The sequence below is a fragment of the Bacillus sp. PK3-067 genome (assembly GCF_056738645.1).
In genome coordinates this window covers 1,160,403-1,184,999 of record NZ_CP096490.1, presented here as the reverse complement: position 1 = coordinate 1,184,999, position 24,597 = coordinate 1,160,403, and the positions used below count along the sequence as shown (strand labels likewise).

The following is a 24,597-nucleotide window of genomic DNA, read 5'->3' as shown; positions in this document are numbered from 1 at the left end:
CTTATACTTGTTATTAGTACCTGATACTATAATTATAGTACCATAAAACCGCTTAAAGGCAAACAAAAAAGTCATTAACAGAAATTTGTTAATGACTTTTGGTTTCTATAAAAAACCGCTCTAATCCTTCTTCCCAAGACGGCATTTGTGAAAAACCATTTAATCTTAGCATGTTATGTTGAAAAATAGAATATTTGGGCCTCGCAGCCGCAGCCCCGAATTCTTCCGTTGAAACAGGTAATACATTCACTTTCATATTGGCGTACGAAAATATCTTTTGTGCAAATTCAAACCAAGAGCATGAGCCTCTGTTTGATACGTGGTATGTACCGTATAAAGAAGTATGAATGAGCTTATTAATAACCATATTCAAATCCGCCACATACGTAGGAGAGCCAACTTGATCCGCTACAACAGATATTTCATCTCTTTCTTTTCCTAATCGCATCATCGTTTTCACGAAATTATTCCCATATTTACCATATAGCCACGATGTGCGAACGATAAAATATTTATTATGTAACTCTTTGACGAACTGCTCCCCCGCATACTTAGAGGCCCCATATATATTTATCGGCGCTGGACTATGAAATTCGTCGTATCCATCTGGTCTGGCGCCTTGAAATACATAATCAGTACTAATATAAACTAGCTTCGCCCCTACTAATTGTGAAGCAACCGCTACATTTCGAGCTCCGATTGCATTTATTCTATATGCAAGATCCTGTTCTTTCTCCGCATGATCTACTTTCGTATAGGCAGCACAATGAATAATTATATGTGGTTTTATTTCTTGTACCACTTGTTGTATTCGGGATATATTTGTCACATCTAATAACTTTTTATCAAATGGATATATATCATATTCTTCAGAGTCTAACTCTTCAAATAGTTGCTTTCCTAATTGACCGTTTGCTCCTGTTATGATAACCCTCTCTTTCATTTAACATGCCCCTTACTGGTCTTTTAGTGGTTTCCACCATTCCTTATTCTTTTCATACCATTTCACCGTCTCTTGTAATCCTTGTTCAAACGTATATTTCGGTTCCCAATCAAATTCATTCTTCATTTTCTCTGCATCAATCGCATAACGACGATCGTGCCCTAAACGATCTGTAACATATTCAATGTCTTTTTTTGTTTTTCCTAAAAGAGTAATAATTTGTTCCACAACTTCTACATTTGTTTTTTCATTATTTCCACCTATATTATATACTTCTCCGACACGTCCCTTATGCAAAACAACGTCAATCGCACTGCAATGATCCGTTACATGTAACCAATCTCTTACATTTAAACCATCACCATATAACGGTAGTTTTTTTCCTTCTAGTGCATTCGTAACCATTAATGGAATTAATTTTTCAGGATACTGGTACGGTCCATAATTGTTAGAACAACGCGTTACTATAACCGGTAATTGATATGTTTTGTAGTAAGATAGAGCTATCATGTCCGCGCTCGCCTTACTTGAAGAATATGGACTATTTGGAGCTAACGGCGTTTTCTCTGTGAACTTCCCTGTTTTTCCTAAAGAGCCATACACTTCATCCGTTGATACTTGCACAAGTTTTATATGCGAATATTTTTTAACTAGTTCTAATAAAGTGACCGTCCCAATTACATTTGTATCATAAAAAGGAATCGGATTTTCAATACTACGGTCCACATGTGATTCAGCTGCAAAATTTACAATCACTTGTACGTCCCGCTCTTTTATAACGTGTTCTAATAGCTCTCCATTTTGAATTTCTCCCTTTACAAAAGAGTAATTCGGGTGATCCAGAAGAGATTTTACGTTATTTAAATTCCCGCTATATGTTAATGCATCGTAATTAATAATTTTATATGTTTCATAACTTTGTAGCATGTAATGAACGAAATTACTTCCAATAAATCCAGCCCCACCTGTTACTAATATATTCATAAACAACGCTCCTACTTAAAAACTATCTTCATATTCCTCTAATAATGGTAATATCTGATCCTTATCGGACAATATAGGATCGGTTACTGGCCAAGGAATTGCTAAATCTTTATCTTCCCAAAGTAATCCTGAGTCATGCTCTGCGCTATAATATTCATCTACTTTATACATAACGATAGTATGCGGAACAAGCGTGCAAAATCCATGCGCAAACCCTTTTGGCACTAGTAATTGCCGATGGTTATCTGCACTTAAAATATATCCTTTCCATTGTTTAAATGTTGGTGATTTTTTTCGTAAATCAACGATAACATCATAAATTGCCCCTTGCATAACTTGAATGAGTTTCGTTTGTGCTTTCGGTTTTTTTTGAAAGTGTAGTCCTCGAATCGTTCCTGCCTTAGCCGAATAAGATACGTTATCCTGTACAAATGAATACGTTATCCCTAATGTTTCTAGCACCTGCTTATTATAACTCTCTGAAAAAAAGCCACGCTCGTCTCCAAACAACCTCGGTTCTAACAATTTTGCATCGGTAAAATTTGTTTCTACAACTTTCATATTCTCACCTATTCTCCGTTAAACTGTTTCCCAAAATTAATATCACGCGCTAACGTATTCGCCTTTTGAAGCGAAGCATGAGTTCCCGCATCAGTCCACCAGCCGTTCATTTCATTATAAGTAAGTACCCCTCGTTTTAAATACCAATTATTTATATCTGTAATTTCAAGTTCTCCCCGTGCAGAAGGTTTTAATTCTTTAATATAAGAAAAGACTTTCGAATCATACAAATAAATTCCCGTAACCGCATAAGAACTTTTCGGCTCTTTCGGCTTTTCTTCAATTTTAACTATTTTTCGGTTTTGAATATGTGCTACGCCAAATCTTTCGGGATCTTCTACAGATTGCAATAGCACTTTCGCACCTTCTTTTTGATTTGCAAACTCTTCAACATACGGAAGAATATCATCTGAAAAAATATTATCCCCTAATATAACTACCATACGATCATTCCCGACGAAATCTTCACAAAGCCCTAACGCCTGTGCGATCCCGCCCGCTTTATCTTGCACACGATACGTAAAGGACACTCCAAATTCATGACCACTCCCTAAAAAGCTAACAACATCCCCCATATGCTCTTTACCTGTAATAATCATAATATCTGTAATATCGCATTGTTTTAGCTTATATACCGCATGATAAATCATTGGATACCGACCAACAGGAAGTAAATGCTTATTCGTTACTTTCGTTATTGGATATAATCTCGATCCAGTACCACCTGCTAAAATAATTCCTTTCACTTTGCATCTCTCCTTTATGATGGAGATAATATATCTTTGTAATGTTCTACAAACACTTTCCGGTACTTCTCATATGTATCCGCATCAAACTCATCCCCGTTGTAATGAATACACCATAAATTTGCTTGATTTGGGATACCGATTAAATAACCAGCCCTTTGAAACTCTAAAGACTGTGACACATCATAAAAGTGAAACCCTTGAAACAAATCTTCTCGCCACGGAATATCATACTGCGTTGCCATGAATAAGCCATCAATTGCCTGAACTGACAAAAATGGTTGATTACCATAAAAAACCTGATCTAAATTTAATAATTGATAATTCCGTCTTCTATACTCAATCACTTTCCCTACTAAATTTTTTCCTTCCCACCATATCCCGTTATTCGGTAAAAACTGAGCCCCAGCGACTCCTATTAAACCAAGCTTTTCATTTTCTTTAAAAAGAGATATAAGTGCAGAAAACATGTCTCGATTAATAAGATATGTATCTTGATGTATATACACTTTGTATTTCGCTGGATATGAAAGGGCTCGGTTGTATGCACTTGCCATACTTTGTGCATCTCGTATCGGAAAAATTTGCACGACATAACCTGGGGGAACAAAAATGTTTCTTATTTGGCTCTCACATTGTTTGAAAAGCTCCTCATTATTTACACAAACAACGACTAATATTGTATGATCTTTCATTTTTGTCCCCCCTTTTATTCTTCCTTATTTACATCTGACATATATTGTTCCACAAATATTTTCCGATACTTTTCATAGTTCGTCATATTCACATCAAAATGATAATGGATACACCAAGCATCGCGCTGTACAGGTACACCAACTGTATATCCTGCTTTTCTAAATTCAAATGATTGAGATACATCATAAAAATCAAATCCGTCAAATAAGTCTTCTCGCCACGGAACATCATATTGTGTGGCCATTAATAAACCATCAATACATTCTACAGGAATAAATGTTTTTGATTCATGATACGGTTGTTCTAAACTTGCCATATAAAACAAATCATTCATATAACCAATGACTTTCCCTACAATTCCACGCCCTTCGTTCCATACGCCAGTCGGAGGAACATATTGCGCTCCAACCATCCCAATCATCCCAAGGTTTTCATGTTCCTCAAATAATTGAAGTAATCCGTATAAAAAAGCCCTATTTATAATAAAAACATCTTGATGTAAATACACTTTATACTTCGCTGGATGCGAAATGGCTTGATTGTATCCACTCGTCATACTTTTCGCATTTCGAATCGGCATAAATTGGACAATATACCCTGGCGGTACTAACAATTGCAATATATGTCGCACGCAGTTTGCATACAATTTCCGATCATTTATACATGTAACAAATAATATTGTTTTGTCTGCAGCACTCATAATTGTGATTTTTCAGCTTCAATAATATACTGAAATACAACTGTCTCAGCCATGAAGCCACTTCCAAGACGATATTTTTTACAAATTCCATATAACTCCTCAATAAGCGGCTCATACATTTTATGATCAACATATACACGATCTACTTTACTAATTGAATATCCTGCTTTTAAAAACATTCTTAGCATTTCATTGAATGTAAAGAAACGAATATGTGTTTTATCTAATAAACCATATTCTGTATACGTCCAATTTCCAGCAAGTAAGGGAGCTAATACTGAAATATGAGCAACGTTTGGTATACTTGCTAAAATCACACCATTTTGCTTTATATATGGCTTAACCTTTTCAATCACAGCCCACGGATCAAATAAATGCTCTAATACATCCCCAAATAGGACGCAATCAAATTGCCCCTCCTCATAAGGAAGATCTATTTTTTCTATATCCCCTAAAATAACATGATCTAGTCTTTCTTTCGCTTTTTCTGCCGCCTCTGGAAATGCCTCTATTCCTGATACACGTGTACCGTTTTCTTTAATAGCTGCTCCCAATGCACCGCTCGAACAACCAATATCAAGAACTTCTTTCCATTCCTTTTTTATATGCTTTAATAAATTCGGATTCGCTGCATTATAATAATGCTCGGATTTTTCTTCATATAAAGAACTTTTTTCGCGATTCATTTCACACACTCCTTATGCAAATTGAATTAGAAATATAAATCTCATATGAATTCTATAAAGTGCAGATTTTGTTCATCCCCCAATGATTATTAGCCCGCAAATAGCAGTATAAAATCTTTTATTTATATTGGTTACGTTACTGATACTCTAATATATAACCAATCTATTAGAGTTAGAATAGCGATAAATCATTTCTAAAAAACGAAACCTATTACACTTTATATGGTTTATCAAAAACTCCCCGAAAATATTTACGGTTATATTCAATTGCAGCATTATTCGGAACATAAGAAGCTGCTAATTCATTGTAATAATACGCTTTATCCTGCTCCCCTAACCTGCTATAACAAATACACATTTGTAAATAGGGTAGCCATGTGTAGCTAGCTGGACTATGGAAAGGACTTTCCGTTGCCATTGGTACTTCCGTAGCAAGTTTAAACCAAAATATCGCTTCATTATATTTTTCTTGTTCCATATATATATATCCTATTCTTGTACAATTCTCTCCTCTAGGGACGTCATACCGAAACGACTTCACACAAGATTCGATTGCCTTCTCCCACATTCCGAGCTTTGCATAGCAATCTCCTAACTTACCACATGCATAAATTTTCTCTTCATACCATCCTTCGTCTTGATTAAGAAATGTTTCATATAGAAGAACTGCATCATCATATTTTTGGTTATCTGTAGATTCATTTGCGTAATAAAATAAATCTCTCGGACTTAATTCTTCACCTGCCGCTACAGTATTTTGAAAAATTTTCAAATTACGATTTGTTACTTTTTTTTCTTTTTTATGTGTAATAGCAACATTACTACTAAAAACCTCACCAGAAATAGCTAAATACTCATGAACCTTTCCAAACCATTGAAATTGTTTTTCACGCTTTACAAGTCGATTTCTTTTTGTACAATATAAAGGTTTCCCGTTAGAATCCATTGCAAGGTGATAAGGCATCGAAACAGCATCAATTTTAGGATCTAATTCTCTTTTTAAAAGTTTCAATGCTTCTTGAGCATCTTCTAATAAGACATCATCTGCATCTAGCCACAATATATACTCTTGCGTCGCTTTTGAAAAAGAAAAATTTCTTGCTGCTGCAAAATCATCAATCCACTGGAAATCATATATGTTAGAAGTATATTTCTCTACGATTTCTTTCGTTCGATCGACGGAACCTGTATCAACTACTATAATTTCATCCACAATTTTTTCAACTGTTTCTAAACAACGGGCTATTGTCTCCTCCTCATCTCGAACAATCATACATAAACTAATTGTAATTCCTTGCTTGTTCAACATAATCACCCTCTTCCAAATCAATCATATGTTATACATATACTAAACTTTCCATTTTTTTAAATTGTTCAAGTAGTTTAAGATTTCTTTTCAATAATTCAAATGTCCGTGTCATTTTCTTTCGGTTTTGCATCTACTATATAATGAACGCTTTATGGAGGTGAATTTATGTCAAATAATAATTATTCAAATGGATTAAATCCCGATGAATCTTTATCAGCTAGTGCATTTGACCCTAATCTTGTAGGACCAACATTACCACCGATACCACCGTTTACCCTTCCGACTGGGCCGACCGGGCCGACTGGACCGACTGGACCTACAGGGCCGACTGTACCTACCGGGCCAACTGGACCTACTGGACCTACGGGGCCGACTGGACCTACGGGGCCGACTGGTGGCACTGGGACTACTGGACCTACGGGGCCGACTGGTGACACTGGGGCTACTGGACCTACGGGGCCGACTGGTGACACTGGGGCTACTGGACCTACGGGGCCGACTGGTGACACTGGGGCTACTGGACCTACGGGGCCGACTGGTGACACTGGGGCTACTGGACCTACAGGGCCGACTGGTGACACTGGAGCTACTGGAGCTACTGGACCGACTGGGGCTACTGGACCGACTGGACCGACTGGACCATCCGGACTAGGACTTCCAGCAGGATTGTATGCATTTAACTCCGCTGGAATTTCTTTAGATCTTGGACTAAATGCTCCAGTACCATTTAATACTGTTGGATCTCAGTTTGGTACAGCAATTTCTCAATTAGATGCTGATACTTTCGTTATTGCTGAAACTGGATTCTATAAAATCACTGTTATCGTATATACTGCGGCAATAAGTGTATTAGGGGGGCTTACAATCCAAGTAAATGGGGTATCTGTACCAGGTACTGGGGCTACTTTAATCTCAGTTGGAGCACCTATCGTTGTTCAAGCAATTACGCAAATTACGACAACTCCATCATTAGTTGAAGTAATCGTTACAGGACTTGGGCTATCATTAGCTCTTGGTACAAATGCATCTATTATTATTGAAAAAATCGCTTAATTTTTTACTTAGCAGTAAAACTGATATCAGTTTTACTGCTTTTTCAATTTCAAATTCAATCATGAAACATTCGCTATCTACATAATCATATTGTTGTATGACATTTTGCAGGAGGCACAAATATGGAAAGTAAATCTGCTGTTCAGCTTTATCTCGAATTGCTAAAGAAGACCATTTTATTTGAAATATGGTTAGAATATGAGGCATACTTACCCGCATCTCTACATATTTCAAAAGAACTAGAATTCGAACCAGTTACAGTCCCCCTCCCTTTATTCATTAAGCAATATGCTGAAAACCATAACTTAAAAATTGTAAAACCAAATGTTTCTAAAAGTGAACGTCATGATGGAATGGATTGGCCAAGAGCAGCACATAGCATGATTGGTCGAGAACGTATGAACCAATTACAAGAGGCGATGGAAACCGTTGTTCGTGAAAATATAGAAGGTGATTTTATTGAAACAGGTGTATGGCGCGGAGGATCATGCATTTTTATGAATGGTTTTTTACAAGCAAACAACATTACGGATCGTAATGTGTGGGTTGCAGATTCATTTGAAGGTTTGCCAGCACCGAATCTAGAACAATATCCAAAAGATTACGGTGATTATTTACACACATTCGATTACTTACGCGTCTCTTTAGAACAAGTACAAGAGAATTTCAAAAAATATGATTTACTAAATGATCAAGTGAAATTTTTAAAAGGTTGGTTTAAAGATACTTTACCAACAGCACCAATTGAAAAAATAGCAATTGCACGGCTTGATGGTGATATGTACGAATCCACAATGGATGGTCTCGTGAACTTATATGATAAAGTTTCTAAAGGTGGCTATATAATTATCGATGACTACGGGCTACCGCCATGCGCTGAGGCTGTGACAGACTTTAGAAACCAACGAAATTTAAAAGCCCCTATTACTAAAATTGATGTATTTGGCGTTTATTGGAGAAAAGAATAAAAAAAGATTTAATCTATAGGAGATTCCATTTTCACTCATTCTTCTCTCACTTCTAATCCAATTAAGTATTCTTTTTCGGAATCTCCTTACATATAACAATTGTTTTCCTGTATTCTCTCACTACAAATTGAAAATTTTATTAATAGATTTACTGCATCTTCTCATACAAGAAAGGGGTATACTCATGAGTGAACTTAACAAAGAAATGACTTTACTCCCCCCTCCTGAACTCGTCCAATATGTAGGTGGCGACTTCAAAAAGGTTGGAAAAGAGTTCCTAAAGCATTTTATTCAAATTGGTGCTTTAAAATCAAATGAAAAAGTATTAGATGTAGGCTGCGGTGTCGGCCGAATGGCTGTACCATTAATGAATTACTTAAATGATGATGGAGCGTATTATGGATTTGATTTGTTTAAAGATGGAATTACTTGGTGTCAAAATAACATTTCAACTATGCGTAATAATTTTCACTTTGAACATGTTGACATATACAATCAATTCTATAATCCGGAAGGAAAAGAAGATGCCTCTCAATATCGTTTTCCCTATGAAGACGGAACATTCGATTTTATCTTTTTAACTTCTGTATTTACACATCTTCTCCCAAAAGAATTAGAACATTACGTATCTGAAATTGTACGTGTATTAAAAAAAGACGGGAGATGTTTCATTACATTCTTTCTTATAAACCCTGAATCATCCTATTATTTAAATGCAGGACAAAGTACATTAGGTTTTTATCATCGAATCGAAAATTGCTACGTTGTAAATAAAGATATTCCGAATTTCGCAGTTGCTTATCCTGAGACAGATATTTGCAATCTATTGAATAAGTACGGCCTAGAAATAATCAATAAGCCGCATTACGGTTTATGGTGCGGCAGATATGAATATACAAGTTACCAAGATATTGTTCTAACAAAAAAAAGCTTCTGAAAGGAAGTTATGTATGATGAATGAAAAAAATCCACCTCTCGTTTCCATCCTTATTCCTACTTATAATCGGCCTCATTATTTCAAAATTGCTCTAGAAAGTGCATTGGCACAAACTTATTCAAATATTGAAATCATCATCGGAGATGATAGTACAAATGATGAAACAGCAACTTTAATACGCGAACAATACTTACCAAATTATAAAAATATAACATACATTCGAAATACCCCTACTCTAGGACAATTTCACAATGACCTTATGCTCATAGAAAAATCAAATGGTGAGTATATAAATTTTTTAATGGACGATGACGTGTTTTATAAGCATAAAATACAAAAAATGATGACCTATTTTGAGCAAGATCCCAATAAAAATCTTGCTCTTGTTACTTCTTATCGAGTACGCATTGATGATCATGGAAATCTAATAGGTGATTCCCATCCAACACAAAGGTTATATAGTGAAGACACCCCATTAAACGGGATATTTTTAGGTAATTGGATGTTAAAGGGCGGACACAACATTATCGGTGAGCCTACAACTACTTTGTTCCGAAAGGAATTGCTCACTGAACCTTTTGGCACCCTTAAAGAGCGACAATATTCTTGTAGTGTTGATATGGCCTCATGGATTTCTTTACTTTCTAAAGGAAATGCAATATACATTTCTGAGCCTTTAAGTCAATTTCGCTACCATGCTGGACAACAAATACACAATAAGCTCCTTCAAGGTTGTGAAGATTTCACACACCTTGTTATAACAGCAAAAGAATATGGCTTTTTACAAAATACTACGGACTATAGAGCAGCTCTACTTAGTGCTTACCAATGGTGTAAAAGTTCCTTAAAATACTATCTTCATCAACTAGATATTTTTCCTGACGCACATGTACGTCTCTCTCATTGTTTGGATATAATTATTAAAGAGCTAAACAATTAAACTACTCTGCAAAATTAAAAGTGTATGGACTATATGTGAATCATTCGTATAGTTCATACATTCTTTCTCATACTATAAAGTGAAACTTTAATCAGCTCTCACCAATCGGGCTTTTACGGGCAGTTGATCCCCCACCTAACTTCTTCGCTTTCGCTGAATTTTGAGGTGGGGGTCTTACTGCCCATTAATGCGGGATAAAATCCATTACTATAAAGAGCAGTAGAAAGGAATACCTACATTGAAAGATCCAAATTCTCAATATCAAATAGACTACGTATTACTATTTATTTTATTTGCCATTGGGATTGTTAGTTGTTGTGCTATTGCAAGTGCGCAAGCCTCTTTACCGCCATTTTTACAAAACGTCAATTTTGTACTAAAGCAAATCCAATGGTATTTCATTGGATTTATAGCCATTGGTGTTATTATGATTATCGACTTCGATCGTTATCAAAAAATTGCTTGGTATTTGTACAGCTTTGCAATGGTACTACTTATTGGACTAGAACTTCAAGTACCAGGTGCCGTTACAATTAAAGGCGCTACCGCTTGGTACAGGCTCCCAGGCATCGGAAATTTTCAGCCTTCTGAAATTATGAAATTGTTTTTAATTATCGTCATTGGACGAATTATAGCAAATCATAATGAGAAATATTTTTCCCAAACGATACATGACGATTTTTTACTACTTGGAAAAATATTTGCGACAAGCTTGCCACCACTACTACTTATTGCAAAAGAACCAGATTTAGGAAACACAATGGTCATTTCAGCGATGCTTGCAGCAATGATACTAGTTTCTGGCATACGATGGCGTTTTATTTTTGGATTAGTTTCAGGTACTTTCGTTGCTGGATCTACATTAATATATATTTTTTTTACTCACACAGATTTCTTTAAAGCACACATTTTAAAAGAGTATCAATTAAATCGCTTCTACGGATGGTTAGCACCTTACAAATATGATGCACAAGGCTATCAATTAAGACAAGCATTCTTAGCGACTGGATCCGGAGAAATGCAAGGAAAAGGGTGGGAAAATGGACAAGTATATTTTCCAGAACCACATACAGATTTTATTTTCACTAATGTCGCTGAACAATTTGGCTTTCTAGGCGCAAGTGTCATTATTTCTCTTTTTTTCTTACTCATTTTTCGAATGATTCATATTGCTTTAGAAAGTAATGACCCTTTCGGTAGTTACATTTGCGCTGGTACAATCGGAATGTTTACTTTCCAAGTATTCCAAAATATCGGGATGACAATCGGATTACTTCCCATTACAGGGATAACATTACCTCTTATGAGTTACGGAGGAAGTTCACTGCTTACATACATGATTGCGATTGGATTCATTTTAAATGTTCGCTCAAGAACGAAAATCTTTATGTTTAAATGAACAACACAAAAACGCTATATTTTTATCTCTATCCTTTTTTAGATATACTAATGAAAAATACGATGGAGGTTTAAATATGAAATATGACATTATAGGAGATATTCATGGATGCTTCCAAGAGTTTCAAAATTTAACAGAGAAGCTAGGATATAACTGGAGTAGCGGTCTACCGGTTCACCCTGACCAACGTAAACTTGCATTCGTTGGCGATATTACAGACCGTGGTCCTCATTCATTACGTATGATTGAAATTGTATGGGAACTTGTCATACATAAAAAAGAAGCTTATTACGCTCCTGGAAATCACTGTAATAAACTATATCGATTTTTCCTTGGGCGTAATGTAACAGTCGCTCACGGACTTGAAACAACTGTTGCTGAATATGAGGCACTCCCTTCTCATAAGCAAAACATTATAAAAGAAAAGTTTATCACTCTTTATGAACAATCACCGCTCTACCACATACTAGATGAAAAAAGAGTAATCGTATGTCACGCTGGGATTCGGCAAGATTACATAGGAAGACGAGATAAAAAAGTACAAACCTTTGTATTATATGGCGATATTACAGGAGAAAAGCATGCCGATGGCTCACCTGTCCGTCGCGATTGGGCGCAAGAGTACAAGGGGCAAGCTTGGATTGTATATGGACATACACCAGTAGCAGAACCTCGATTCGTCAATCAGACAGTCAATATTGATACTGGTGCTGTATTTGGTGGCAAATTAACCGGATTACGTTATCCTGAAATGGAGACTATCTCTGTTCCTTCTTCTTTACCTTTTGTCGCTGAGAAATTCCGTCCAATTTCATAACTACCTTACTTAGCGAAAGATTACCGTATTATTTAGGCAGATCTCATATAAAACTAGGTAAAGTAATTAAAAAAAGATGCAATAAAGTGCATCTTTTTTTAATTACACTACATATAATGTCGCAGGAGGTGACATAATGAAGAAAAAATCTTCTAAACAAAAAAGAAAATTTCCCCCTTTATATCTGCCCATGTACGGAATTAACAACTGGTGTAGTATTCGGGCTGCAGCGATAGAAGAACTGGAAGAACAAGAGTCATCAAAAAAAAGCAAAGTAAAACCAACATATGTCTCTTTAGAAAATGCTGTGATGAGCCGCATAATCGATCGCAGAAAAATAAAAATGCAGCAAAAAAATAAACAGCTCTCAAATCAAGATGAACAGGTAATACATTCTAATCAAACAGAAGAAAAGACGGAAGAAAATATTTCTGTAGCAATAAATAAAAAAGTGGAACCAGAAATTCCAGCTGCTATTATAAACAAAGTAAAAAAAATAAAAGAGGCATTGGCTTCATCGAATGATATACAAACTGAAAAACCACTCATAATTGAGACACCTACACCTGAAAATACAAAAGTTAAAAGGGGCGGCCGATATGCATATGCGGAAGGGCTTCACTCTCATGCGGAGGGCATGGCAGCACATGCGGAAGGCTTATTAACACACGCAAAAGGTTCTTTCTCTCATGCAGAGGGATCAAACTCAAAAGCAACTGGACATAGTTCGCATAGTGAGGGAAGTGAAACGACAGCAGGCGGAGCTTATTCTCATGCAGAGGGTAAACAGACGATTGCTTTAGGCGAAGCAGCACACGCAGAAGGAACCGCAACTATCGCTAACGGATCCTCTTCTCATGCGGAAGGTCATCATACATCAACAGCTCATTTTGCAGGTAGCCATATTATGGGGCGCTTCGGCACTGCAGAAGAAGCTTATTCTTGGTTTATTGCAAATGGTGTAAGCGACACCGACCATAATATCGGGGCTAAATGGCTTGCCCATAATGGAGAAATGTACATTGAGGGTGCGTCTTACAATGCAAGTGGAACGGATTTTGCACAAATGTTTGAAACCGAAGATCATAAACCTATTGATGTCGGTTATTTCGTTACATTTAGTAGCGAAGAAAAAATTCGGATAGCTACTTCACACGACTCGTTCATTTTAGGAATATCTAGTGCAACCCCTGCCCTTATAGGAAATAGCGGGGCTTTAAGTTGGGAAAAACGTTATAAAACAGATAACTTTGGAAAACGCCAATATGTATGGACGGAAACCGAAGAAATACAACCTCTTTTAAATACAGAATGGGATCCAACTCGCAAATATGTAGCCAGAAAAGATCGCGCCGAGTGGCTTCCTGTCGGATTAATTGGACAAATGTTAGTACGTGATGACGGCACTTGCGAAGCACATGGATTTTGTCTTCCAAATGACAATGGCATTGCTACAAAAGCCGAAAATGGATTTTTCGTTATAAAGCGTACGGGTGAAAACCAAATTTTAATATTATTCCGCTAAGAAAAAAGGGAACAAAATTCTTTATAATATAAGAATTTTGTTCCCTTTTTAAGTATGCCGCAACACTTCTTGCATATCGCTTGGAAGCTTTATAGTGAAAGACATCTCTTTCTCTAAAATAGGATGATAAAACGTCAAAGATTTACTATGAAGTGCTTGCCGTTTCATTTCATCCCTTCTCCCTCCATATAAGCTATCACCAAGTAATGGATGTCCTATATGAGCCATATGCACACGAATTTGATGCGTTCTTCCTGTCTCAAGCTCAAGCGCTACATGTGTCTTATGATATGTACTATCAATTACTTTAAAATGAGTAACTGCCCTTTGTCCATCCTCACAAACCATTCGCTCAATAATGCTATCAGATTTTCGACCAATTGGTGCATCAATCATTCCTTCTCGTTCTACAATCTTTCCGTGAACAATTGCTTCATACGTTCGTTTCACAGCTTTTTGTTGATGCTGCTTCGATAAAAGATGATGCACGAAACGATTTTTTGCAATAAGCATAAGCCCCGAAGTATCACGATCTAAACGTGTTACGATGTGCACTGTACTTGCAAGATGCTGCTTATCATAATGAGATAACAGCGCATTGGCAACACTTCCTGCCGGATGTTCTCTAGACGGAATCGTTGACATATTCGCCTCTTTATTAATGATAAGAACCGCGTCATCTTCATATATAATGCATAAAGGAATATCTTCTGCCATCATCCCTTCACTTCTTTCCTCCACTGGAAAAAAGACACGTAATTCTTCACCAGCACGCAACTGATGACGAACACTCGCATGTTGACCATTTACTTCAATTGCTCCGCCATGAAACTTTATATCCGTTAAAGCGGCTTTAGAAATACCTTTCGTTTTCAAAAATTCCCTAACTAAAGTTCCCTCTTGAGCCGGCCCTATATCCCATTTCAATGTAAATCTGTTCAAATATATAACCCTTTCTATTTATCTGCAACAAACGAGTCACGAACTCGTTTCCAGAACGGGAATGGGCGGAAACGAACAAATCGTACTTTCTCGTTTGCGACGCGATACTGGATTGATTTCACATCTTGATGAACCATCGTTAAATGATCCACTGTAATTTGTAAGTTCATTCCTGCAGCTGGCTTTAACACACATGTATGATGCTTCGGCAATACGAGTGGCGATCCTACAGTACGAAATACACGATTGTTAATGGACGCCATTTCTGCAATTTGAATCGCTTCAATAGATGGGTGAATAATTGCTCCGCCAAGCGCTTTATTATACGCGGTACTTCCTGAAGGAGTAGAGATACAAAGGCCATCTCCGCGGAATGTTTCAAAATATTCTCCGCGTATTTCTACTTCTGTTACTAATGTACCTTCTGCACTTTTTACAGTCGCCTCATTCATCGCTAAATACTGTGACTCTTTACTTCCATTCACATAGCGAATAATAACTTCTAAAAGCGGATATTCCACCACTTGGAATGGTGTTTTCGCAATCGCAATTACTAATTTCTCTACTTCTGTTGGTAACCAATCTGCATAGAAACCTAGATGTCCTGTATGTACACCAACAAATGCTGTTTCATCCAATCGATTATAATAACGATGAAACGCATATAAAAGCGTTCCATCTCCCCCAACAGAAATTACAATATCGGGTTCCTTTTCATCCATTATAAATCCAAAATCTAGCAAGTACTCTTTCATCGTGCTTGCCAGTGTATCTGATGATTGATCTCCCTTTGACATAATTGTAAATTTCATCGCCCAACACCCTTTAGTTTATGATTCGGAATCTTTCGTTTCTTGCTTTCTTGAAAAAGCCTTTTGCGCTTCTTGAATTTCAAGACGAATAGAAGACATTTCTTCATCTAATAAAAACGCCGCTTCAGCTGCACGTTGCAATCGTATTTTAATATCTTCAGGAAAACGTCCACTATATTTATAATTTAAAGAATGCTCAATTGTTGCCCAAAAGTTCATTGCTAGCGTGCGTATTTGGATTTCTACCAATACTTTTTGTTCACCTTGAATCGTTTGAACAGGATAACTAATGACAACATGATAAGAACGATAACCGCTATCTTTCTTTTGCGTGACATAATCACGTTCTTCCACGATTTCAAAGTCATTTCGTTTTCGAAGATATTCTACAACAGGCTTAATCTCATCAACAAATTGACACATCATTCTAAGCCCAGCAATATCCTGCATATCTTCTCTCAATCGGTCTAGCGGTACATTTCTCTTCTCCGCTTTATCAATAATACTTGCAACCGACTTTACCCTTCCTGTTACAAACTCAATTGGAGAATGCTCTGTTAACATTGCAAATTGAGTACGCATTCCTTTTAGTTTCACTTTTAGCTCTGCCACCGCTTGGTGGTAAGGTGCTAAAAATTCTTCCCAATTTCGATTCATTTCAACCACCACCAAAATCAATCCATTTGCTTATAGAAATACTTTTTCTACAGCAGTTACTAATTCTTCTCCGTAATTTGCATTACCTTCAATATTTTCAACTAAATATTCTACTTCTTCTTTTAATCCTTCTAATTCCATTTCAATGTCATTCACGCGAACGAACATAACCACATCGTTATTCATCGCTTCATGCATTGCTTCCCAGCATGTGTGCGGAATACTTACATAAATGAAAGATGATTCATTTTCTAAGATATATAAAAATGATAAATTGTCTGAGTCTACAAGTACGTGATTACGCGCACTTAACTCCTTTACCTCTATTTCACTATTTTCCGCACAAAAAATAAGAGCATTCTCTCTCTTTTCTACGCTCTTAACTTGGATTTTATTTTGCATGCTCTAACTCCTCCATCTCAACTTCCTGTCTTACTTAACAGTATTATTGTATCATAACATGGACGCAAACAAATAAAACATTGAACCAAATTTATGAAAAAGCGATAATGTGTAAAGAATTATTTTTCAAAAGGAGATTATACAATGACACAAGAAATTGAAATTGAATTCAAAAATATCGTTACAAAAGAAGAATTCGATACATTATGTAAATCGTTTTCTATTGAAGCATTTACTAAACAAGTGAATCACTACTTTGAAACACCTGACTTCTCGTTAAAAGAAGCTGGCTCTGCACTTCGTATTCGTCATAAAGGAGAAACTTATACGTTAACGTTGAAACAACCTGCAGAAATCGGTTTATTAGAAACGCATCAAGTCGTAACAGAAGACGAAGCAAAAATGATGATGGAAACAAACACAATCATTCAAGGAGCAGTAGTAGATCAATTACACAAATTACAAATTCCTGTTTCTGCTTTAACATATATGGGTAGTTTAACAACAGAAAGAGCAGAAACATTATTTAAAGGCGGAACGCTTGTCTTTGATCATAGTTTCTATTACAATCACGATGATTATGAAATTGAATTTGAAGTGCAAGATGAAGAAACAGGAAAAGCTGCATTTATTCATTTATTAACGCAACATAACATACCTGTTCGCCATACAAATAACAAAGTAAAACGCTTTTTCCTTGCCAAACAAAAAAAAGCACGCTAAAGTGAAAATTCCACTAGTGAATATGTTTCACTAGTGGATACATCTCACTAAAAAAGTTTACACCCGTAGAATAAGCAAAGAATCTTTGAGAAAGCTGTTTATTTGCCCTCTCGAACATTCCATTGCTACAATAGATATACATTTCATGGAAAAAGGAGTTTATAAAGGATGAGCAAGCAACCGATGACACCATTTGAAGCAATTGGCGGTGAACAATGCATTGCAATATTAGTAGATACATTTTATTCCTATGTCAGTAAACACCCTGACTTATCTCCCATCTTCCCGGAAGATTTAACAGAAACCGCTAGGAAGCAGAAGCAATTTTTAACACAATATTTAGGTGGTCCTAATTTGTACACTGAAGAACATGGTCATCCTATGTTAAGAGCACGCCATCTTCCGTTTGAGATTACTCCAAAACGAGCAGAGGCTTGGCTATCATGTATGGAGCAAGCAATGGATGATACTGGAGTTCATGGTCATATAAGAGAGTTTGTTTTTGAACGTTTAGCATTAACCGCTCAGCATATGGTTAATACTCCAAACGAAACAGGTGAAGTGTAATGGATAAGCAGGAAGCAAAGCATATAAATATGCCATCTCCTTCCGCATGCGAGCATAAGTCTGTAGAAGCATATTTATTTATTGATCCACTTTGTAAAGATTGCTGGGAAATTGAGCCTTTTATTATTAAACTATGGCTTGAATACGGGAAATACTTCTCTATTCGTCATATCGTAACAGGAAAAGTGGATGGAACGAACGCTTCCTCACACAAATGGAATAAACCTGCTAATATTCGATTTGTGTGGGAAAAGACAACCAGTTTACAAGGTTTTTCATGTGATGGAAAGGTACATATGCAAGAAGCATCGTCAACACCATATTTAGTTTCGATGGCAATTAAGGCAGCGGAGTTGCAAGGCCGAAAAGCAGGTTCGAAGTTTTTGCGAAAACTCCAAGAATACATTTTCCTTGAAAATGTATCAAACCCTGACTGCGAACTATTACTTGCATGTGCGAAAGATAGCAATATTGATGTAGAAGAATTTAAAAAAGATCTACATTCTGCTAGTGCAAAAAAAGCTTTCCAATGTGACTTGAAATTCACGAATGAAATGCATATTACAGAAATACCTTCCCTCGTCTTTTTTCATGCGAACTCAGATGAAGAAGGTATTAAAATCGCTGGAAATTATTCCTACGATGTATACGTACAATTATTGAAAGAACTTGTAAAATGTGAAATTGAGCCAGAACCATTACCACCTTTAGAAGTGTTACTAGAAGCAACACAATTTATATCTTCAAAAGAAGTAGCATTTATTTATGATTGTCCGCAACAAGAAATTGAACGCGAACTAAAAAAATTACAACTGAAACGAAAAGTACAAATGATAGAAGTAAAATGCGAACGTTATTGGAAATGGATAGCAAAAGAAAAAGACCTGGTGTAAACACCAGGTCTTTTTCTTTACGGCTTATAAAAATATTAAAGGGGATGGGAGAAATTTTCACGTTCAAACAAAGGGGTATATGTTTGTATGTGAATTCGTTCACGCTTATTATATTACAAGATTCGACGTCAGATGACAACCCCTTTTGTCGAATTTCACACTTTTGTCACATTCTAAACGTTTTCATTTTTGAATAAGCTATAAAAAAGGTCATTTAGGGGGTTTATTTATGAAAAAATCTTATATTGCTCTTCTCTTTCTAGCTGTCATCGTTTCTTTTTTCTTGTACATCCTCTCTCTACTACAAGCTTTTCCTAAAATTATTGCCTTACCTCTTTTATTTGGAATCATCGTTATCACTCTCTCTTATTTCAATTATAAAAAACGATTCAAAGGGTTTTAATTTTAAAAATCAGTCGTAAAACTATCCTTTCAGTTAGAAAAACAAAGAAATTCACCTTTCTCTCCGACAAATATCGACATTGAATCTATTCAACAAAAAGACGAGGATACAATCCCTCGTCTTTTTTCATTACTTTTCTTCAAATAATAATGCTTCTAATTCATTTAATTTCTCTTCAAATACTTGTAGTGCCTCTTTTACTGGTTCAGGAGATGCCATATGTACTCCTGCTTTTTTCAGCACTTCAATTGGATAATCAGAGCTTCCTGCTTTTAAGAACTCGTTAATATAACGTTCTACTGCTGGTTGTCCTTCTTCTAAAATCTGTTTAGATAGAGCTGTCGCTGCACTAAATCCTGTTGCGTATTGATATACGTAATAGTTGTAGTAGAAGTGTGGAATACGAGACCATTCTAAACCAATCTCTTCGTCGATTACTAAAGCGTCACCGAAATATTTCTTATTTAAATCATAGTAAATTTCCGTTAACATGTCTGGCGTAACAGCATGTCCTTCTTGTACTTTCTTATGAATAATATGTTCAAACTCTGCAAACATCGTTTGACGGAATACAGTACCACGGAACCCTTCTAAATAATGATTTAATAAATATAGACGCTCTTTCTTATCTTCTGTCGTTTTTAATAAATAATCATTTAGAAGTGCTTCATTACAAGTAGATGCCACTTCTGCTACGAAGATGGAATAATCACCATATACGTGCGGTTGTGTTTTTCTTGTATAGTAACTATGCACCGAATGACCAAACTCATGAGCAAGTGTAAATAAATTATTTACATTATCATGCCAGTTCATTAAAATATACGGATTTGTTCCATATGCACCAGATGAATATGCCCCGCTTCGTTTTCCTTTATTCTCATACACATCTACCCAGCGATTTTCATATGCCTCTTTCAAAATATCAACATATTCATCACCAAGTACGTTTAAAGATTTTAATAAAAGGTCTTGCGCTTCTTCGTATTTCACATTCATTTTCACTTCTGGTACAAGTGGTGTATATAAATCATACATATGAAGCTCATCAAGTCCTAGTGCACGCTTACGAATATCGATGTAACGGTGTAATAAATGTAAGTTGTCATTTACTGTTTCAACGAGTTGATCGTATACTGCTTCCGGAATATTATTATTGCTCAGTGCAGCTTGGCGAGCAGAATCATATTTACGAACACGCGCATTGAAATTATTACGTTTTACTGCTCCGCTTAACGTACTTGCGAATGTGTTTTTAAATTTTCCGTACGTTTCATATACAGCTTTAAATGCATCTTTGCGAACACGAGGATCATCACTTTCTAAAAACTGAATGTAACGGCCATGTGTAATTTCTATTTCTTCTCCGTCTTCCCCTTTAATAGATGGGAATTTTAAATCCGCGTTATTCAACATACCAAATGTATTGCTTGATGAACTCATTACTTCAGATGCTTCCGCTAATAAAGCTTCCTCAGCTTCTGATAATACGTGCGGGCGTTGACGTGTAATTTCTTCTAATGCATGTTCATATACACTTAAATCTCTATTTTCCTTCAAGAATGTTTGCAATGTATCTTCTGAAATCGATAAAATTTCAGGCACAATATACGCTGTGCTACTAGATACTTGTGAATATAAATTTGTTGCACGATCATTTAATGCTTGATATACAGAGTTTGTTGTATCTTGATCGTAACGCATATGAGCATATGTATATAACTTACCTAATCGCATTGATATTTCATCTTCATATTGCAATGCCTCAAGTAAATTGTCCGCAGAGTCACCAAGTTTCCCTTTAAATTCAGTTAACTTCGGTAATAGCTCTTTAATAGCTTGGAATTCTTTTTCCCATTCTGCATCCGTTTGGAAAATATCTTCTAATCGCCACGTACTTGCTTCTTCAATCTCGTTGCGATCTGGTAATGCTTTCGCTTTGTTTTGTTCAGACATTCTTTAAGCCCTCCTTTAAATATCTCTACTTAAGTACAATTCGTTTTTTTCTTATGTAATTCCTTCACAATCATTCTTTATTATATCCGCTTTTCCTCCTCTCATGTTAAAATTTGCCTCAAATAAAGATAGCGCATGTATTAAGCAAATCTCATCATGTTTCATAATTTCCTCCTCTGTTTTTAACATCACGGCATCCCTTATTTTTCGGTACGTATAAGTTCTCACTTTACGTAAAACACCTATATAGCATAAAAATGTCATATATTCAGTAACTGCCATTTTCCATATGTGCTGCGAAAAGTACGGAAGTATCCGCCTTTTCGTATACCTTTTTACATAACTACACACATATTGAAGAGAAATACACTCTCCCACTGCAAGCTCCCCTATACACTTCATATATAGAAAAGCTTGCCATATAAATGGGTTTGTTTGAAAAGCAAATGCAGAAGGGAGTGGAACACCAATTTCAGAAGGAAAGCTCGCTGGGGTACATTTAAATTGATATAAGAGGCGTAATAATGACTTATAATTATAATTCCAAATCGGTAAGGCATTTTGGCGAAAGTTTTTCTTTCTCTTCTTCCACTCTTCACCCAATCTTTCTTTCCCGAAAGGAACAGGAGAAAAAAGCATTTCAAAAGTAGTCGCATCAGTTGGTAAATATATAGTATGTGAGAAAAAAACATTTGTAGAAAAGGGAGTGACAAATGCACATTTCATAAATGATTTTTGTTTCGGACAGAAGAAAATAAGAAGTGGCTGAGGATAAGATTGTAAGGAGAAAGCCATAAGTGAGGAAAATTTCATCCAATATGCAGATTGCTTTTTCAATTGATTTCCACCAACGATCCAAATGACCTGTATACCAGCTTGCCAATACGAATATGTTCTTTTGTACAGCTGCTCTATAGCGAGGTTTGCACATTGGTATTCAATTGCAATTTTTCTACCCGCCCTCTCTACAAAAACATCTGGTCGTTGCTTAATTTCTGGGAGGTAGTACTCTATATCCACCTGAAAGTTTTGACGTTTGAACCATCTATATAACAATTCTTTACCATGCATATGATACTTTGATTCCGCTTCATAAAAGGCAAGACATGAATCCACTTTTTTATGAGCAAAATGCCAACTTTTTTGTTTCCCTAATTTCATTTGCACTTCCTTTCCGCAAGCTACACAAAAGAATCGTTCTTGTTGACGCATACGGCGCAAAAGCTCTTCATTACAATTATAGAGTAAATGAATTTTTTCACCGTTTTCTCTTTTAGCGATAAATATCGTAATCACACCCTTTCAGCTCCTTATATTCTACAATTTGTTACAAATTCCTTTTAAAAAAGAGATGTCCCAATTTCGGACATCTCTTTTTATAATAAAGGTGATAATAATCGGTACGTTGATTCAACAATTCGTCTATGAAGACGTCTTTTATGAAAATGATCACCATGAATTTCACTTGATTCTTCTAAATCATCTTTAAAGTCTTGAACAAGTTTTCGAATGCTATCTGTATCATATAAAAAGGCATTTACTTCAAAATTCAAATGAAAACTTCTCATATCCATATTAGCTGTCCCAATTGAAGCTAAATCAGAATCAACGATGACAATTTTACTATGAAGAAAACCTTTTTCGTATTCATATATCTTTACTCCTGCATCTAAAAGCTCTGGGAAGTACGATCTCGATGCGTAAAAGACAGTACGCTTATCCGGTTTACTCGGCATTAATAAACGAACATCAATACCAGCAAGTGCAGCAACCTTTAATGCGGATAAAATATCATCATCCGGAATAAAATACGGCGTTGCAATCCAAATTGATTTCCGAGCAGAAGCGATCATTGCGAAATATAAATGCTTAATCGTTTCCCACTTATTATCGGGGCCACCTGCAACTAGCTGCACTCCTCCCCAATGATCACCCTCAACTGCTTTTGCTTGTAAATATTCAGGGGCTAGCACAGCCTCTCCAGTCATATAAAACCAGTCTTGAAGGAAAATAAGTTGTAAACTTTGAACCGCTTCACCACGTAAATACAAATGCGTATCTCGCCAAAAGCCAAAATATTTATTTTTCCCTAAATACTCATCACCGATATTTAATCCGCCTACAAATCCTTCGTTCCCATCAATCACAACAATTTTCCTATGATTTCGATAATTAATCTTATCGTTTAAAATCGGAAAGCGCACAGGAAAGAATGGAATCATTTCTACACCTGCATCGTTTAATTCTTCAATATACGATTTCGATAACTTAAAACTTCCAACCGCATCATATAAAAAGCGAACAACAACGCCTTCTTTCGATTTTTGTATTAAAATATCTTTAATTTCTGTTCCTAATTTATCATCACGCACAATGTAATATTCCATATGAATGTGATGTTTCGCTCGTTTTAACCCATTTAAAATAGCCCGAAACGTTTCATCTCCATTTGTTAATGTCCTCGTTTCAGTTTGAAATGAAATATTTAAAGCTCCTAATCGATCCGCTAAACGAAATAACAGTTCTTGATGCTTATGATTGCGTAAAATTCGTTCTTCGTAATCTTCATGCCCTTTATATTGTAAAAACGCCTGTTCATCAAGTAACGCCTTCTTTTGGAACATTCTTTTTCTTCGAAAATTTTGTCCGAATAATAAATAAGCAAAGAAACCAAATACCGGAAAAATTCCTAAAACAATTAACCATGTAAGTGTTTTAGATGGATGTCGATTTTCTAAGAAAATAACGCAACCAATTAAAAACGCAGATACTGTAAATAAAATACTAATAATACCTAAAATCGAAACATCTTTTATCCCAATCACATCTGAATAAAATGCTACATCAATAAACATACGTAACGAAACAAATAATGCGAACAATAGCAGTATAAAGAAAATCAGCTTTAACGTATTTTTCATCTCTTACCTCCTAACTAAGAAAGCTTTCCTATTCTTCATATAAAAAGCCGATTTCAT

Annotated in this window: 26 protein-coding genes; 11 read left to right on the top strand and 15 right to left on the bottom strand. The window is 35.9% G+C overall.

What is annotated here, in order from left to right; translation table 11 throughout:
• Positions 1–88 precede the first annotated feature (88 nt).
• The 8 genes from rfbD to M1D73_RS06110 form a co-directional block, all read right to left on the bottom strand.
• Positions 89–943 carry a dTDP-4-dehydrorhamnose reductase gene (rfbD, locus tag M1D73_RS06145; protein WP_000664653.1) on the bottom strand — a complete coding sequence of 285 codons (855 nt, stop codon included), beginning with the start codon at positions 941–943 and terminating at the stop codon, positions 89–91.
• Positions 944–955: 12 nt separating this feature from the next.
• The gene (gene rfbB, locus M1D73_RS06140) at positions 956–1,927 is read right to left on the bottom strand and encodes a dTDP-glucose 4,6-dehydratase (protein WP_001024161.1); all 972 of its coding nucleotides are present in this window, start codon (positions 1,925–1,927) and stop codon (positions 956–958) included.
• A gap of 15 nt (positions 1,928–1,942) precedes the next feature.
• Positions 1,943–2,488 (bottom strand): dTDP-4-dehydrorhamnose 3,5-epimerase, encoded by a 546-nt coding sequence (gene rfbC / locus M1D73_RS06135; protein ID WP_000869415.1) that lies wholly within the window; start codon positions 2,486–2,488, stop codon positions 1,943–1,945.
• An 8-nt stretch (positions 2,489–2,496) separates the two neighbouring features.
• On the bottom strand, positions 2,497–3,234 hold the full coding sequence (locus tag M1D73_RS06130) for a sugar phosphate nucleotidyltransferase (RefSeq protein ID WP_086692538.1): 738 nt from the start codon (positions 3,232–3,234) through the stop codon (positions 2,497–2,499).
• A 14-nt stretch (positions 3,235–3,248) separates the two neighbouring features.
• Positions 3,249–3,929, bottom strand: coding sequence for a glycosyltransferase family protein (locus M1D73_RS06125; RefSeq protein WP_000651521.1), 681 nt, complete (start codon positions 3,927–3,929; stop codon positions 3,249–3,251).
• Positions 3,930–3,943: 14 nt separating this feature from the next.
• Positions 3,944–4,630 (bottom strand): glycosyltransferase family protein, encoded by a 687-nt coding sequence (locus M1D73_RS06120; protein ID WP_001271190.1) that lies wholly within the window; start codon positions 4,628–4,630, stop codon positions 3,944–3,946.
• The gene (locus M1D73_RS06115; protein WP_001078432.1) at positions 4,627–5,316 is read right to left on the bottom strand and encodes a class I SAM-dependent methyltransferase; all 690 of its coding nucleotides are present in this window, start codon (positions 5,314–5,316) and stop codon (positions 4,627–4,629) included. The genes M1D73_RS06120 and M1D73_RS06115 overlap by 4 nt, the downstream gene beginning before the upstream one ends.
• 211 nt (positions 5,317–5,527) lie before the next feature.
• Complete coding sequence (locus M1D73_RS06110; protein WP_000932913.1) at positions 5,528–6,625, bottom strand: glycosyltransferase; 1,098 nt, start codon at positions 6,623–6,625, stop codon at positions 5,528–5,530.
• 165 nt (positions 6,626–6,790) lie between these two features.
• Here M1D73_RS06110 and M1D73_RS06105 point away from each other — a divergent pair, with 165 nt between their 5' ends.
• From M1D73_RS06105 to M1D73_RS06075, 7 genes are all read left to right on the top strand, one after another.
• Positions 6,791–7,678 carry a BclA C-terminal domain-containing protein gene (locus M1D73_RS06105; protein ID WP_078223926.1) on the top strand — a complete coding sequence of 296 codons (888 nt, stop codon included), beginning with the start codon at positions 6,791–6,793 and terminating at the stop codon, positions 7,676–7,678.
• A gap of 122 nt (positions 7,679–7,800) precedes the next feature.
• A complete protein-coding gene (locus M1D73_RS06100) occupies positions 7,801–8,646 on the top strand; it encodes a TylF/MycF family methyltransferase (RefSeq protein WP_000444381.1) in 846 nt (281 codons plus the stop codon).
• Between the two features lie 184 nt (positions 8,647–8,830).
• On the top strand, positions 8,831–9,583 hold the full coding sequence (locus M1D73_RS06095; RefSeq protein WP_481158006.1) for a class I SAM-dependent methyltransferase: 753 nt from the start codon (positions 8,831–8,833) through the stop codon (positions 9,581–9,583).
• A gap of 13 nt (positions 9,584–9,596) precedes the next feature.
• The gene (locus M1D73_RS06090; RefSeq protein WP_000980807.1) at positions 9,597–10,523 is read left to right on the top strand and encodes a glycosyltransferase family 2 protein; all 927 of its coding nucleotides are present in this window, start codon (positions 9,597–9,599) and stop codon (positions 10,521–10,523) included.
• Between the two features lie 238 nt (positions 10,524–10,761).
• Positions 10,762–11,922: an FtsW/RodA/SpoVE family cell cycle protein gene (locus M1D73_RS06085; protein ID WP_000654702.1), complete on the top strand. Its 1,161-nt coding sequence runs from the start codon at positions 10,762–10,764 to the stop codon at positions 11,920–11,922.
• Between the two features lie 76 nt (positions 11,923–11,998).
• Positions 11,999–12,739, top strand: coding sequence for a bis(5'-nucleosyl)-tetraphosphatase PrpE (gene prpE / locus M1D73_RS06080; RefSeq protein ID WP_000872698.1), 741 nt, complete (start codon positions 11,999–12,001; stop codon positions 12,737–12,739).
• Positions 12,740–12,875: 136 nt separating this feature from the next.
• Positions 12,876–14,264, top strand: coding sequence for a peptidase G2 autoproteolytic cleavage domain-containing protein (locus M1D73_RS06075; RefSeq protein ID WP_000730517.1), 1,389 nt, complete (start codon positions 12,876–12,878; stop codon positions 14,262–14,264).
• A 48-nt stretch (positions 14,265–14,312) separates the two neighbouring features.
• Here the strand turns inward: M1D73_RS06075 and M1D73_RS06070 are convergent, their stop codons facing one another.
• Genes M1D73_RS06070 through M1D73_RS06055 form a run of 4 tightly spaced genes read right to left on the bottom strand, consistent with a single transcriptional unit; the run spans position 14,313 to position 17,077 of the window.
• On the bottom strand, positions 14,313–15,206 hold the full coding sequence (locus M1D73_RS06070; RefSeq protein ID WP_001079143.1) for an RluA family pseudouridine synthase: 894 nt from the start codon (positions 15,204–15,206) through the stop codon (positions 14,313–14,315).
• A gap of 14 nt (positions 15,207–15,220) precedes the next feature.
• The gene (locus tag M1D73_RS06065; protein WP_000673190.1) at positions 15,221–16,018 is read right to left on the bottom strand and encodes an NAD kinase; all 798 of its coding nucleotides are present in this window, start codon (positions 16,016–16,018) and stop codon (positions 15,221–15,223) included.
• Between the two features lie 18 nt (positions 16,019–16,036).
• The gene (gene yjbM, locus M1D73_RS06060) at positions 16,037–16,675 is read right to left on the bottom strand and encodes a GTP diphosphokinase (RefSeq protein WP_001081482.1); all 639 of its coding nucleotides are present in this window, start codon (positions 16,673–16,675) and stop codon (positions 16,037–16,039) included.
• A 30-nt stretch (positions 16,676–16,705) separates the two neighbouring features.
• A complete protein-coding gene (locus tag M1D73_RS06055; protein ID WP_001180003.1) occupies positions 16,706–17,077 on the bottom strand; it encodes a UPF0738 family protein in 372 nt (123 codons plus the stop codon).
• A 144-nt stretch (positions 17,078–17,221) separates the two neighbouring features.
• Here M1D73_RS06055 and M1D73_RS06050 point away from each other — a divergent pair, with 144 nt between their 5' ends.
• From M1D73_RS06050 to M1D73_RS06035, 4 genes are all read left to right on the top strand, one after another.
• Positions 17,222–17,800 (top strand): CYTH domain-containing protein, encoded by a 579-nt coding sequence (locus tag M1D73_RS06050; RefSeq protein ID WP_000191121.1) that lies wholly within the window; start codon positions 17,222–17,224, stop codon positions 17,798–17,800.
• 168 nt (positions 17,801–17,968) lie between these two features.
• Positions 17,969–18,367 carry a globin domain-containing protein gene (locus M1D73_RS06045; protein WP_000043386.1) on the top strand — a complete coding sequence of 133 codons (399 nt, stop codon included), beginning with the start codon at positions 17,969–17,971 and terminating at the stop codon, positions 18,365–18,367.
• Positions 18,367–19,260: a ClpXP adapter SpxH family protein gene (locus M1D73_RS06040; protein WP_000360645.1), complete on the top strand. Its 894-nt coding sequence runs from the start codon at positions 18,367–18,369 to the stop codon at positions 19,258–19,260. Before M1D73_RS06045 ends, M1D73_RS06040 begins: the two co-directional genes overlap by 1 nt.
• A 229-nt stretch (positions 19,261–19,489) precedes the next feature.
• Entirely contained in the window at positions 19,490–19,663 is a 174-nt protein-coding gene (locus M1D73_RS06035) for a hypothetical protein (protein WP_000750355.1), read from the top strand.
• A 129-nt stretch (positions 19,664–19,792) separates the two neighbouring features.
• On the opposite strand, the gene pepF is transcribed toward M1D73_RS06035, so the two are convergent.
• The 3 genes from pepF to M1D73_RS06020 all read right to left on the bottom strand — a co-directional run bounded on the left by pepF (position 19,793) and on the right by M1D73_RS06020 (position 24,540).
• The gene (pepF, locus tag M1D73_RS06030; protein WP_481158005.1) at positions 19,793–21,619 is read right to left on the bottom strand and encodes an oligoendopeptidase F; all 1,827 of its coding nucleotides are present in this window, start codon (positions 21,617–21,619) and stop codon (positions 19,793–19,795) included.
• 51 nt (positions 21,620–21,670) lie between these two features.
• Complete coding sequence (locus tag M1D73_RS06025) at positions 21,671–22,915, bottom strand: competence protein CoiA (RefSeq protein WP_000628316.1); 1,245 nt, start codon at positions 22,913–22,915, stop codon at positions 21,671–21,673.
• A gap of 80 nt (positions 22,916–22,995) precedes the next feature.
• Entirely contained in the window at positions 22,996–24,540 is a 1,545-nt protein-coding gene (locus M1D73_RS06020; protein WP_000799194.1) for a cardiolipin synthase, read from the bottom strand.
• Positions 24,541–24,597 lie beyond the last annotated feature (57 nt).

Coding starts and splice junctions, on each gene's coding strand:
- M1D73_RS06040 (WP_000360645.1), top strand. CDS start 18,367: ATGGATAAGCAGGAAGCAAAGCATATAAATATGCCATCTCCTTCCGCA.
- M1D73_RS06120 (WP_001271190.1), bottom strand. CDS start 4,630: ATGAGTGCTGCAGACAAAACAATATTATTTGTTACATGTATAAATGAT.
- M1D73_RS06035 (WP_000750355.1), top strand. CDS start 19,490: ATGAAAAAATCTTATATTGCTCTTCTCTTTCTAGCTGTCATCGTTTCT.
- M1D73_RS06100 (WP_000444381.1), top strand. CDS start 7,801: ATGGAAAGTAAATCTGCTGTTCAGCTTTATCTCGAATTGCTAAAGAAG.
- M1D73_RS06105 (WP_078223926.1), top strand. CDS start 6,791: ATGTCAAATAATAATTATTCAAATGGATTAAATCCCGATGAATCTTTA.
- M1D73_RS06045 (WP_000043386.1), top strand. CDS start 17,969: ATGAGCAAGCAACCGATGACACCATTTGAAGCAATTGGCGGTGAACAA.
- rfbB (WP_001024161.1), bottom strand. CDS start 1,927: ATGAATATATTAGTAACAGGTGGGGCTGGATTTATTGGAAGTAATTTC.
- M1D73_RS06090 (WP_000980807.1), top strand. CDS start 9,597: ATGATGAATGAAAAAAATCCACCTCTCGTTTCCATCCTTATTCCTACT.
- yjbM (WP_001081482.1), bottom strand. CDS start 16,675: ATGAATCGAAATTGGGAAGAATTTTTAGCACCTTACCACCAAGCGGTG.
- M1D73_RS06065 (WP_000673190.1), bottom strand. CDS start 16,018: ATGAAATTTACAATTATGTCAAAGGGAGATCAATCATCAGATACACTG.
- pepF (WP_481158005.1), bottom strand. CDS start 21,619: ATGTCTGAACAAAACAAAGCGAAAGCATTACCAGATCGCAACGAGATT.
- M1D73_RS06055 (WP_001180003.1), bottom strand. CDS start 17,077: ATGCAAAATAAAATCCAAGTTAAGAGCGTAGAAAAGAGAGAGAATGCT.
- M1D73_RS06050 (WP_000191121.1), top strand. CDS start 17,222: ATGACACAAGAAATTGAAATTGAATTCAAAAATATCGTTACAAAAGAA.
- rfbC (WP_000869415.1), bottom strand. CDS start 2,488: ATGAAAGTTGTAGAAACAAATTTTACCGATGCAAAATTGTTAGAACCG.
- M1D73_RS06075 (WP_000730517.1), top strand. CDS start 12,876: ATGAAGAAAAAATCTTCTAAACAAAAAAGAAAATTTCCCCCTTTATAT.
- M1D73_RS06095 (WP_481158006.1), top strand. CDS start 8,831: ATGAGTGAACTTAACAAAGAAATGACTTTACTCCCCCCTCCTGAACTC.
- M1D73_RS06125 (WP_000651521.1), bottom strand. CDS start 3,929: ATGAAAGATCATACAATATTAGTCGTTGTTTGTGTAAATAATGAGGAG.
- M1D73_RS06115 (WP_001078432.1), bottom strand. CDS start 5,316: ATGAATCGCGAAAAAAGTTCTTTATATGAAGAAAAATCCGAGCATTAT.
- M1D73_RS06020 (WP_000799194.1), bottom strand. CDS start 24,540: ATGAAAAATACGTTAAAGCTGATTTTCTTTATACTGCTATTGTTCGCA.
- rfbD (WP_000664653.1), bottom strand. CDS start 943: ATGAAAGAGAGGGTTATCATAACAGGAGCAAACGGTCAATTAGGAAAG.
- prpE (WP_000872698.1), top strand. CDS start 11,999: ATGAAATATGACATTATAGGAGATATTCATGGATGCTTCCAAGAGTTT.
- M1D73_RS06110 (WP_000932913.1), bottom strand. CDS start 6,625: ATGTTGAACAAGCAAGGAATTACAATTAGTTTATGTATGATTGTTCGA.